Origin of the sequence: Streptomyces sp. SID5464, assembly GCF_009862985.1 — a bacterium.
Lineage (GTDB): Bacteria > Actinomycetota > Actinomycetes > Streptomycetales > Streptomycetaceae > Streptomyces > Streptomyces chartreusis_D.
This window is the reverse complement of record NZ_WWIQ01000056.1, coordinates 119,045-130,953: the sequence shown is the minus strand read 5'-3', so window position 1 is coordinate 130,953 and position 11,909 is coordinate 119,045. Positions and strand designations below refer to the sequence as shown.

Sequence of the window (11,909 nt, the reverse complement as noted above, 5' to 3'; positions counted from 1 at the left end):
CTTACTCCTCGTCCTCGAGCCAGCCCATGGTCCGCTCGACGGCCTTGAGCCAGTTCTTGTACTCACGGGCGCGGGTCTCCGCGTCCATGCGGGGGGTCCACTCGGCGGCCCGGCGCCAGTTGGCGCGCAGGTCGTCGGTGCTGTTCCAGAAGCCGACGGCGAGGCCGGCGGCGTAGGCGGCGCCGAGGCAGGTGGTCTCGGCGACCATCGGGCGCACCACGGGGGCGTCCACGAAGTCGGCGAGGGTCTGCATCAGCAGGTTGTTGGAGGTCATGCCGCCGTCGACCTTCAGGGCGGCCAGCTCCACGCCGGAGTCCTTGGTCATGGCGTCGGCGATCTCCCGCGTCTGCCAGGCGGTCGCCTCCAGGACGGCACGCGCCAGGTGCGCCTTGGTGACGTACCGGGTCAGGCCGGCGATCACCCCGCGGGCGTCGGAGCGCCAGTACGGGGCGAACAGGCCGGAGAAGGCCGGCACGAAGTAGGCACCGCCGTTGTCCTCCACCGACAGCGCGAGCGTCTCGATCTCGGCGGCCGTGGAGATCAGGCCCATCTGGTCGCGCATCCACTGCACCAGCGAACCGGTGACGGCGATCGAGCCCTCCAGGGCGTAGACCGTGTCCTGGTCGCCGATCTTGTAGCCGACGGTGGTCAGCAGGCCGCTGTACGAGTTGATGATCTTGTCACCGGTGTTCATCACCATGAAGGTGCCGGTGCCGTACGTCGACTTGGTCTCGCCCTCGGAGAAACAGGTCTGGCCGAACAGGGCCGCCTGCTGGTCGCCGAGTGCGGAGGCGACCGGGATGCCGCCGAGCAGGTCGCCCAGCTTGCCGCCCGTGATCTCGCCGTAGACCTCGGCGGAGGAGCGGATCTCGGGCAGGACCTGCTTCGGCACGCCGATGGACTCGCAGATCTTGTCGTCCCACTGCATGGTGTGCAGGTTCATCAGCATCGTGCGGGAGGCGTTGGTGACGTCCGTGACGTGCTTGCCGCCGTCGACACCGCCGGTCAGGTTCCAGATGACCCAGGTGTCCATGGTGCCGAAGAGGATGTCGCCCGCCTCGGCGCGCTCCTTCAGCCCGTCGACGTTGTCGAGCAGCCAGCGGGCCTTCGGGCCGGCGAAGTAGGAGGCGAGGGGGAGGCCCGTCTCGCGGCGGAAGCGGTCCTGGCCGACGTTGCGGCCGAGCTCGCGGCAGAGGGCGTCGGTGCGGGTGTCCTGCCAGACGATGGCGTTGTGGACCGGCTCACCGGTGTTCTTGTCCCACAGCACGGTCGTCTCGCGCTGGTTGGTGATGCCGATGGCCTTGATGTCGTCGCGGGTGATGCCGGCCTTCTCGATGGCCCCGGCGACGACCTCCTGGACGTTGGTCCAGATCTCGGTGGCGTTGTGCTCGACCCAGCCCGGCTTCGGGAAGATCTGCTCGTGCTCCTTCTGGTCGACCGACACGATCCGGCCGTCGCGGTCGAAGACGATGCAGCGGGAAGAGGTGGTGCCCTGGTCGATGGCGGCGATGAAGGGGCCGGCGGTGTGCGCGTCGGTCACTGTGTGCTCCTGGTAATTCCGGGTTTAAGGGGCTTTACGTACGGCGCGTGCTGGAAGTTTCGCGAAGGCGCGGGGGATCGCTCCTAGGCGAATGCGACGTTGTAGATGCCTGCCGCGATGGCGCCGCCGATCAGCGGACCGACCACCGGGACCCAGGCGTAGCCCCAGTCGGAGCCGCCCTTGTTGGGCAGGGGCAGCAGGGCGTGCACGATACGCGGACCGAGGTCACGGGCCGGGTTGATCGCGTAACCCGTCGGGCCGCCGAGGGAGAGGCCGATGGACACCACCACGAGCGCGGTGATCAGCGCGCCCAGCGTGCCCAGGCCGTTGCCCTTGTCGTTCAGGCCCTGGGTGAGCACGGCCAGCACCAGCACGATGGTGCCGATGATCTCCGTGGCGAGGTTCTGCCAGGCGACCCGGACCTCGGGCCCGGTGGAGAAGATGCCCAGCACGGGGCCGGCGCCCTTCTCCTGGGCCTCGACGGCCTTGGCCGTGGTGTCCTGCGCGCCCGGACCGCCGACGATCTCCCGGTCGGTGAGGTGGGCCTGGAACTGGCCGTAGTAGGCGATCCAGACCAGGGCGGCACCGATCATGGCGCCGAGGAGCTGTCCGGCCCAGTAGACCGGGACGTTCTTCCAGTCGCCGTCCTTGATCGCGATCGCCAGGGTCACGGCCGGGTTCAGATGGGCGCCGGACAGCGGCGCCGACGTGTAGACCGCCGTGAGCACCGCGAAGCCCCACCCGAAGGTGATGGCGAGCCAGCCGGCGTTGCGGGCCTTGGAAGCCTTCAGCGTGACGGCGGCGCAGACTCCGCCGCCGAGGAGGATGAGTATGGCGGTACCGATGGTCTCGCCGATGAAGATGTCGGAGCTGGACACCCGCGACTCCTTTGTCCTTCGTCCAGGGGTGAAGTTCTATACCGGCCTGGCGTTGTCACACTCTAGCGCGTATTGCCGGTAGCTGTTCGACAATGTCGACCGATGGACGGGAGTCTTGCTTCGGCGTTACGAGCACGTCAAGGGCTGTGTTGTCGAAAACACGATCGTTACTGATCGTCGCGGTCGCGCGGCCCTCCAGCGGGGGCCGCCGGCGGCCGGTGGGCACGGGCGTGCCGACGACCGGAACGCCCTGCGGCGCCCCGGTCCTCCCGTGTCCTCTCAGAACCGCCCGGCGCCCAGGTCCCGCGACACCGCGCGGGCGCAGTCCCGGACCGCCGCGATCAGCTCGGGGCGCAGCGCGCCCTCCTCGTCGGGCCGGCACAGCCGCTCCACGGCGCCCGTGATGCCGACCGCGCCGACCGGCATGCGCCGCCGGTCGTGGATGGGCGCGGCGAGGGAGGCCACGCCCTCCCAGGTCTCCTCGACGTCCGCCGCGTAACCGCGCGCGCGGGTGAGGTCGAGGAGGTGCTCGAAGTCCTCCGGCTCGCACACGGTCCGGTCGGTGAACGCCTTGCGGTCGGCCTCCAGGGCCTCGCTGTGCGCCACCGGGTCGTAGGCCGAGAGCACCTTGCCCAGCGCCGTCGAGTGCAGCGGCTGCATGGCGCCGATCTCCAGGACCTGCCGGCTGTCGTCGGGCCGGAAGACGTGGTGCACGATCAGCACGCCCTGCTGGTGCAGGACGCCCAGGTACACGCTCTCGCCGCTGGACCGGGCCAGGTCGTCGGTCCACACCAGGGCGCGCGCCCGCAGCTCGTGCACATCGAGGTAGGTGGTGCCCAGGCGCAGCAGCTCCGCGCCGAGCTGGTAGCGCCCGGAGGTGTCGTCCTGCTCCACGAAGCCCTCCTGCTGGAGGGTGCGCAGGATGCCGTGGGCGGTGCCCTTGGCCAGGCCCAGCGACGAGGCGATGTCCGACAGGCCGAGCCGCCGCTCGCCGCCCGCGAGCAGCCGCAGCATCGCGGCCGCCCGTTCGAGCGACTGGATGTTCCGTGCCATCGCCGTACTGCCTCCGTCCCCTTCGACCGCCGACAGGCGTCACCGCAGCCCTCGTTCGGCAATGTCGAACACTACCGGTCGATGCCGACCTCTCGCTAATGGCGGGTCACCATTTGTTGCGCCGGCGGGTCGCCCTGTGCCGCACGGGCGCCGCGCCGAGGTGCGTCACAGCCGGCTCCTCAGTGGCTCATAGGTGACACACGACCGTCCCGGACGCCATGCGCGTCCGTCCCGTGGACGCCCTGCCCATCCCGGCCCGCTCCCGGTTAGGCTGGCGCCGTGCGCCCATCCCCGGATGCCCTCCGTGTGTCCGGGAAGCCGCATAGCCGACAGCCGTCGCACCCGAGGGAGCCCTTTACATGGCCTCGTTGCCACCGACCCCTTCCGACAGCCGGACCCGTGTGTCCGCCCTCCGAGAGGCCCTGGCCAGCCGTGTGGTCGTGGCCGACGGGGCCATGGGCACCATGCTCCAGGCGCAGGACCCGACGCTCGAGGACTTCGAGAATCTCGAAGGCTGTAACGAGATCCTCAACCTGACCCGGCCGGACATCGTCCGTTCCGTCCACGAGGCGTACTTCGCGGTCGGCGTCGACTGCGTCGAGACCAACACCTTCGGCGCCAACCACACGGCCGCGGCGGAGTACGAGATCTCCGACCGGGTGCACGAGCTGTCCGAGGCGGGTGCCCGGATCGCCCGCGAGGTGGCCGACGAGTACGCCGCCCGGGACGGCCGGCCGCGCTGGGTGCTCGGCTCGGTCGGCCCGGGGACCAAGCTGCCCACGCTCGGCCACGTCACCTACGGCACCATCCGCGACGGCTACCAGGCCAACGCCGAGGGCCTGCTCGCCGGCGGCGCGGACGCGCTGCTGGTGGAGACCACCCAGGACCTGCTCCAGACGAAGGCCTCCGTCCTCGGCGCCCGCCGTGCCATGGAGGCCACCGGCGTCGAGGTGCCCCTGCTGTGCTCGATGGCCTTCGAGACCACGGGCACCATGCTGCTCGGCTCCGAGATCGGCGCGGCGCTGACCGCGCTGGAGCCCCTCGGCATCGACATGATCGGCCTGAACTGCTCCACCGGCCCGGCGGAGATGAGCGAGCACCTGCGCTATCTGACGCGACACTCGCGCATCCCGCTGCTGTGCATGCCGAACGCCGGCCTGCCGATCCTCACCAAGGACGGCGCCCACTTCCCGCTCGACCCCGAGGGCCTGGCCGACGCCCAGCAGAACTTCGTCCGGGACTACGGCCTGTCGCTGGTCGGCGGATGCTGCGGCACCACGCCGGAGCACCTGCGGCAGTTGGTGGAGCGCGTCCGGGACGTCACCCCGAGCGAGCGCAGCCCGCAGCCCGAGCCGGGCGCCGCCTCGCTCTACCAGAGCGTGCCGTTCCGGCAGGACACCTCCTACCTGGCCATCGGTGAGCGCACCAACGCCAACGGCTCGAAGAAGTTCCGCGAGGCCATGCTGGAGGGCCGCTGGGACGACTGCGTGGAGATGGCCCGCGAGCAGATCCGCGAGGGCGCGCACATGCTCGACCTGTGCGTGGACTACGTCGGCCGCGACGGCGTCGCCGACATGGAGGAGCTGGCCGGCCGCTTCGCCACCGCCTCCACGCTGCCGATCGTGCTGGACTCCACCGAGGTCGACGTGATCCGGGCCGGTCTGGAGAAGCTCGGCGGCCGGGCGGTGATCAACTCGGTGAACTACGAGGACGGCGCCGGCCCCGAGTCCCGCTTCGCCAAGGTCACCCAGCTCGCCAAGGAGCACGGCGCCGCCCTCATCGCGCTGACCATCGACGAGGAGGGCCAGGCCCGCACCGCCGAGAAGAAGGTCGAGATCGCCGAACGGCTCATCGACGACCTGACCGGCAACTGGGGCATCCACGAGGAGGACATCCTCGTCGACTGCCTGACCTTCACCATCTGCACCGGTCAGGAGGAGTCCCGCAAGGACGGCATCGCCACCATCGAGGGCATCCGCGAGCTGAAGCGGCGCCACCCGAAGGTGCAGACCACGCTCGGCCTGTCCAACATCTCCTTCGGCCTCAACCCGGCCGCCCGTATCCTGCTCAACTCCGTCTTCCTGGACGAGTGCGTCAAGGCGGGCCTGGACTCGGCGATCGTGCACGCGTCGAAGATCCTTCCGATCGCCCGCTTCAGCGAGGAGGAGGTCCAGACGGCTCTGGACCTCATCTACGACCGCCGCGCCGAGGGCTACGACCCGCTGCAGAAGCTGATGCAGCTGTTCGAGGGCGCCACCGCCAAGTCCCTCAAGGCCGGCAAGGCCGAGGAACTGGCCGCCCTGCCGCTGGACGAGCGCCTCAAGCGGCGCATCATCGACGGCGAGCGCAACGGACTCGAAGCGGACCTGGACGAGGCCCTGCGGGAGCGGCCCGCGCTCGACATCGTCAACGAGACCCTGCTGGAGGGCATGAAGGTCGTCGGCGAGCTGTTCGGCTCCGGGCAGATGCAGCTGCCGTTCGTCCTGCAGTCCGCCGAGGTGATGAAGACGGCCGTCGCCCACCTCGAACCGCACATGGAGAAGACCGACGAGGCCGGCAAGGGCACCATCGTGCTCGCCACCGTGCGCGGCGACGTGCATGACATCGGCAAGAACCTCGTCGACATCATCCTGACCAACAACGGCTACAACGTCGTCAACCTGGGCATCAAGCAGCCGGTCTCCGCGATCCTGGACGCCGCCGAGGAGCACAAGGCCGACGTCATCGGCATGTCCGGCCTCCTGGTCAAGTCCACCGTGATCATGAAGGAGAACCTGGAGGAGCTGAACACCCGCGGCCTCGCCGCCCGCTTCCCGGTCATCCTCGGCGGGGCCGCCCTCACCCGCGCCTACGTCGAGCAGGACCTGCACGAGATCTACGAGGGCGAGGTCCGCTACGCCCGCGACGCCTTCGAGGGCCTGCGCCTGATGGACGCCCTGATCGGCGTCAAGCGGGGCGTGCCGGGCGCGAAGCTGCCCGAGCTGAGGCAGCGCCGCGTGCGGGCCACCGCCCCGGCCGCCGTCGAGGAGCGCCCCGAGGAGGGGCACGTCCGCTCCGACGTCGCCACCGACAACCCCGTCCCCGAGCCGCCTTTCCGCGGCACCCGCGTGATCAAGGGCATCCAGCTCAAGGAGTACGCGAGCTGGCTCGACGAGGGCGCCCTGTTCAAGGGCCAGTGGGGCCTCAAGCAGGCCCGCACCGGCGAGGGCCCCTCCTACGAGGAACTCGTCGAGAGCGAGGGCCGGCCCCGGCTGCGCGGGCTGCTGGACAAGCTCCAGACGGAGAACCTGCTGGAGGCGGCCGTGGTCTACGGCTACTTCCCGTGCGTCTCCAAGGACGACGACCTGATCATCCTGGACGAGCAGGGCAACGAGCGCACCCGCTTCACCTTCCCGCGCCAGCGCCGCGGCCGGCGCCTGTGCCTGGCCGACTTCTTCCGCCCGGAGGAGTCCGGCGAGACGGACGTCGTGGGCCTCCAGGTCGTCACCGTCGGCTCGCGCATCGGCGAGGAGACCGCGCGGCTCTTCGAGGCCAACGCCTACCGCGACTACCTCGAACTGCACGGCCTGTCCGTGCAGCTGGCCGAGGCGCTCGCCGAGTACTGGCACGCGCGCGTGCGCTCCGAACTCGGCTTCGCGGGCGAGGACCCGGACGAGATGCAGGGCATGTTCGAGCTGAAGTACCGGGGCGCCCGCTTCTCCCTCGGCTACGGCGCCTGCCCCAACCTGGAGGACCGCGCGAAGATCGCCGACCTGCTCCAGCCGGAGCGCATCGGCGTCCACCTGTCCGAGGAGTTCCAGCTGCACCCCGAGCAGTCCACGGACGCCATCGTGATCCACCACCCGGAGGCCAAGTACTTCAACGCCCGCTGAGCCCCTCCCGGGCGCCCGGGCCAAAAGAAGCGTTTCGTCCGCGCACGACGTAGACTGGTCGGTCCACCGCAGGCCGGTTCCCTTCCGGGAACCGGCCTGAACGTCCCTCAAGGAGGTACGTGGATGACCAGTACGGTCCCCGCGCTCGGCACCCTTACGGCCGAAGGTTCAGCTCTGCAAGCCGTGCTGCTCGACATGGACGGCACCCTGGTGGACACGGAGGGCTTCTGGTGGGACGTCGAGGTCGAGGTCTTCGCCTCCCTCGGCCACATGCTCGACGAGTCCTGGCGCCATGTCGTGGTCGGCGGCCCCATGACCCGCAGCGCGGGGTTCCTGATCGAGGCCACCGGCGCGGACATCACCCTCGACGAGCTCACCGTGCTCCTCAACGACGGCTTCGAGGACCGCATCGGCCGTGCCCTGCCGCTGATGCCCGGAGCCGGCCGGCTGCTGGCCGAGCTGTACGAGTACGAGATCCCCACGGCCCTGGTCTCCGCCTCGCACCGGCGCATCATCGACCGGGTGCTGACCTCCCTGGGCGCCCACCACTTCAGCCTCACGGTGGCCGGTGACGAGGTGCCGCGCACCAAGCCCCATCCCGACCCGTACCTGGCGGCCGCCGCCGGACTCGGCGTCGACCCCGCCCGGTGCGCCGTCATCGAGGACACCGCGACCGGAGTCGCCGCCGCCGAGGCCGCGGGCTGCCGGGTCGTGGCGGTGCCCTCCGTGGCCCCCATCGCACCGGCCTTGAGGCGCACGGTCGTCACGTCTCTCGAAGAGGTCGACCTGACATTTCTGCACGGCCTGATGACGGAAATGCGCTAGGTGTTCACCCAGCGTGCAGCGGTGTTAGGGCGGTAATTCCGAAGGTGAATTCGAAGTCCTCCGGATGACCGAATTCCCCTACCTTCGCACCCGTTTACGGGTGTGACGTTCCCCACGCGGTCCGGGGTCGACAGCAGGGCAGACGTGTGCTGTGCACCCCCTCCGGGGAGCCGTCGGCGTGCCTTTGTGTCCCGATTGGTGGGACGCTGCACCAAAGCTTCCACCATCGGGTTTTCGGTCTGTCCACGCCCGGTTCCGCAGCGTGATGGGCCCTCAACTCCGGTGGCTGCGAACCCTCCTGCCGGCCGCGACTAATCTCATTGCGAGAACATCGCCCCACCCCCGTGATCCGCTGCGCCACCCCTGCATGCCGGGTACACGGAGTCGACAGCTCTGGAGAAACTCGAGCATGAACCGCAAGACTTTGGTGCTGCCGGCCGTGATCGGCCTGCTCGCGCCGGTGCTCGCCGCCTGCGGCGGGTCCGACAGCGGGAGCGACAACGGCGACGCGATCGTCGTCGGCACCACGGACCGGTTCACCGCCTCGAAGGACGCCCCCGCGCCCCTCGACCCGGCGTACGCCTACGACGTCGGCACCTGGAACATCCTGCGCCAGACCGTGCAGACCCTGATGATCCAGCCGCGCGGTGAGGGCGAGCCGGTACCCGAGGCCGCCGAACGGTGCGGCTTCACCGACACCGGCAACGAGCGCTACGCCTGCACCCTGCGCGACGGCCTGAAGTTCGCGAACGGCGACCCCGTCACCGCGGCCGACGTCAAGTACTCCATCGACCGCGCCCGTTCCCTCAAGGCCGACAGCGGCGTGTTCGCGCTGCTGTCCACCATCGACACCGTCGAGACGCAGGGCGACCGCGAGGTCGTCTTCCACCTCAAGACCGCCGACGCGACCTTCCCGTACAAGCTGTCGACCCCGGTCGCCGGCATCGTCGACCCCGACGACTACCCGAAGAACAAGCTGCGCGACGGCTTCGACATCCAGGGCTCCGGCCCGTACACCATGAAAGCCGACGTCGAGAACGGCCAGCTGGTCAAGGCCGAGTTCACCCGGAACTCCCGCTACAAGGGGAGCCTGAAGGTGAACAACGGCAAGGTCGAGATGGTCTCCTTCAAGGACGCCGACTCCATGGGCGAGGCCCTGAACAAGGGCGACATCGACCTGATGACCCGTGCCATGTCGCCGGAGCAGATCCGCAAGCTCTCCGGTGACGCGGACACCGACATCGACCTCGTCGAGATGCCCGGCCTGGAGATCCGGTACCTGGGCTTCAACACCGACGCCCCGACCGTGAAGTCCAAGGCCGTACGCCAGGCGATGGCCCAGGTCGTCAACCGCAGCGAACTGGTCTCCAAGGTCTACGGCTCCCAGGCCGAGCCGCTGTACTCGCTCGTCCCCGCCAGCATCACCGGCCACTCCAACTCGTTCTTCAACAGGTACGGCGACCCGAACGTCACCAAGGCCCGCGCCCTGCTGAACCAGGCGAACGTCACCACCCCGGTGAAGCTCACGCTGCACTACACGACCGACCACTACGGTCCGGCCACCAAGCAGGAGTTCGAGGTCCTCCGCGACCAGCTGAACTCCAGCGGCCTGTTCGACGTCAGCATCAAGGGCACGCCGTGGGACGCCTTCCGCCCGGCCGAGAAGAAGGGCGAGTACGACGTCTACGGCATGGGCTGGTTCCCGGACTTCCCGGACGCCGACAACTTCCTCGCGCCGTTCCTGGACAAGGACAACACCCTCGGCTCGCCGTACGACAACAGGCGGATCCGCAACACCCTGATCCCGGAGTCCCGCCGGGAGGCGGACCGGCTGTCCGCCTCCACCAGCCTGACGGACATTCAGGACATCGTCGCCTCCGACGTGCCGGTGCTGCCGCTGTGGCAGGGCAAGCAGTACGTCGCCGCGCGCGACGACATCACGGGTACCGCGTACGCCCTCAACTCCTCGTCGACGCTCCAGCTGTGGGAGCTCGGCCGGGGCGTGAGTGGCTGACGGACCCAATGGAACCCCGGGGGCCGGTGACCGCGGCCCCCGGGGAACCGTGCCCCGGAGCCAGGGACATGCTCCGGGCGTTCTCGAGAACCGACGACAGGGCACACACGTGAACATTCGCAACCAGTGGCCGGTCCTGCCCATCGTGGCGGGGCTCGCCTCCGGCCTGCTGACCGGCTGTGGCACGGAGACCGGAGACTCCGCGGGGGACGGCTCCAACGTCGTGGTGGGGATGTCCGACGACGTCCTGGCCACGGACCCGGCCTCCGGCTACGACCCCGGCTCCTGGCTGTTGTTCAACAACGTCTTCCAGTCGCTGCTCAGCTTCCCCAAGGGCGCCACGGAACCCCAGCCGGAGGCCGCCGAGAGCTGCGCCTTCAGCGACACGCAGACCACGGTCTACAAGTGCACGCTGAAGGACGGCCTCAAGTTCAGCAACGGTGACGAGCTCACCTCCGAGGACGTCAAGTTCTCCTTCGACCGCATGCTGAAGATCAACGACCCCGACGGGCCCGCGATCATGTTCCCCACGCTGGAGAAGGTCGAGACGCCGGACGAGAAGACGGTCGTCTTCCGGCTCAACACGGCCGACGCCACCTTCCCGAGCAAGATCGCCTCCGGCGCCGGCTCCATCGTCGACCACCGCGAGTACGACGCGGACGGGCTGCGCGAGGACGGCAAGGCCGTCGGCTCCGGCCCCTACCAGCTCGACTCGATCGACGACGAGCAGGCCGTCTTCTCCGTCAACGAGAACTACAAGGGCACCGCCGAGGTGAAGAACACCGGCGTGACGCTCAAGTTCTTCGACGGCGACCAGACCGCCCTGAAGCAGGCGATCCAGGCCGGGGACGTCGACATCGCCTACCGCGGCCTGACCGCCGGCGACATCGCGGACATGGAGAAGGCCGACAACGGCACCGGCGTGGAGGTCGTTGAGGGCAGCAGCGCCGAGGTCCAGCACCTGGTGTTCAACATGAACGACCCGGTCGCCGGAAAGACCGGCGTGCGCAAGGCCATCGCCCACCTGCTCGACCGCGAAGCCCTCATCAAGGACGTCTACCAGGGCACCGCGACCCCGCTGTACTCGATCATCCCGGCGGGGATCGCCGGCCACAACACGGCCTTCTTCGACACCTACGGCGCCCGCCCCTCCAAGTCCAAGGCGGCCGAGGCGCTGCGCGCCGACGGCATCACCGGCAAGGTGAAGCTGACCCTGTGGTCGACGCCGTCCCGCTACGGCCCCGCCACCGACCAGGAGCTGAACGCCATCGCCGGCCAGCTCAACGCCAGCGGCCTGTTCGACGCCGACGTCAAGTCCGTCCCCTTCGGCCAGTACGAGAAGGACATCGCCGCCGGCAAGTACGGCGTCTACGTGAAGGGCTGGGTGCCCGACTACCCGGACGCCGACAACTTCACGGCCCCGTTCTTCGGCAAGGGCAACGTGCTGGGCAACAACTACGACAACAGCACCATCACCGGCACGCTCATCCCGCGCACGGCCGCCCTGACCAACCGCGCCGGCACCGACAAGGAGTTCGGCGAGCTCCAGGACATCGTCGCCGACGAACTGCCGGTCCTGCCCGTGTGGCAGGCCAAGCAGTACGCGGTCGTCCGTGACGGCGTCTACGGACTGGAGTACTGCCTCGACGCGTCCACCGTGTTCCGCTTCTGGGAGCTGAGCAAGGACGTCTGACCCACCCGCGGGAAAGAGGGCGCCCCCTGCCGAG

Annotated in this window: 7 protein-coding genes; 4 read left to right on the top strand and 3 right to left on the bottom strand. The window is 69.3% G+C overall.

Going from position 1 to position 11,909, the window contains the following annotated elements:
- Position 1: 1 nt before the first annotated feature.
- The 3 genes from glpK to GTY47_RS27825 form a co-directional block, all read right to left on the bottom strand.
- The gene (gene glpK / locus GTY47_RS27835) at positions 2–1,540 is read right to left on the bottom strand and encodes a glycerol kinase GlpK (protein WP_010045379.1); all 1,539 of its coding nucleotides are present in this window, start codon (positions 1,538–1,540) and stop codon (positions 2–4) included.
- 83 nt (positions 1,541–1,623) lie between these two features.
- Positions 1,624–2,418: an MIP/aquaporin family protein gene (locus tag GTY47_RS27830; RefSeq protein WP_010045378.1), complete on the bottom strand. Its 795-nt coding sequence runs from the start codon at positions 2,416–2,418 to the stop codon at positions 1,624–1,626.
- Positions 2,419–2,697: 279 nt separating this feature from the next.
- A complete protein-coding gene (locus GTY47_RS27825; RefSeq protein WP_010045377.1) occupies positions 2,698–3,471 on the bottom strand; it encodes an IclR family transcriptional regulator in 774 nt (257 codons plus the stop codon).
- Positions 3,472–3,830: 359 nt separating this feature from the next.
- Between GTY47_RS27825 and metH the strand changes: the two genes are divergently transcribed.
- From metH to GTY47_RS27805, 4 genes are all read left to right on the top strand, one after another.
- Complete coding sequence (gene metH, locus GTY47_RS27820) at positions 3,831–7,343, top strand: methionine synthase (RefSeq protein WP_010045376.1); 3,513 nt, start codon at positions 3,831–3,833, stop codon at positions 7,341–7,343.
- 123 nt (positions 7,344–7,466) lie between these two features.
- Positions 7,467–8,168, top strand: coding sequence for an HAD family phosphatase (locus tag GTY47_RS27815; RefSeq protein WP_010045375.1), 702 nt, complete (start codon positions 7,467–7,469; stop codon positions 8,166–8,168).
- Between the two features lie 409 nt (positions 8,169–8,577).
- Positions 8,578–10,182 (top strand): ABC transporter substrate-binding protein, encoded by a 1,605-nt coding sequence (locus GTY47_RS27810; protein ID WP_010045373.1) that lies wholly within the window; start codon positions 8,578–8,580, stop codon positions 10,180–10,182.
- 109 nt (positions 10,183–10,291) lie between these two features.
- Positions 10,292–11,875 carry an ABC transporter substrate-binding protein gene (locus GTY47_RS27805; protein WP_010045371.1) on the top strand — a complete coding sequence of 528 codons (1,584 nt, stop codon included), beginning with the start codon at positions 10,292–10,294 and terminating at the stop codon, positions 11,873–11,875.
- Positions 11,876–11,909 lie beyond the last annotated feature (34 nt).

Excerpts from the sequence above, each read along its gene's own strand:
- GTY47_RS27825 (WP_010045377.1), bottom strand. The coding sequence starts at position 3,471 with ATGGCACGGAACATCCAGTCGCTCGAACGGGCGGCCGCGATGCTGCGG.
- metH (WP_010045376.1), top strand. The coding sequence starts at position 3,831 with ATGGCCTCGTTGCCACCGACCCCTTCCGACAGCCGGACCCGTGTGTCC.
- GTY47_RS27815 (WP_010045375.1), top strand. The coding sequence starts at position 7,467 with ATGACCAGTACGGTCCCCGCGCTCGGCACCCTTACGGCCGAAGGTTCA.
- GTY47_RS27810 (WP_010045373.1), top strand. The coding sequence starts at position 8,578 with ATGAACCGCAAGACTTTGGTGCTGCCGGCCGTGATCGGCCTGCTCGCG.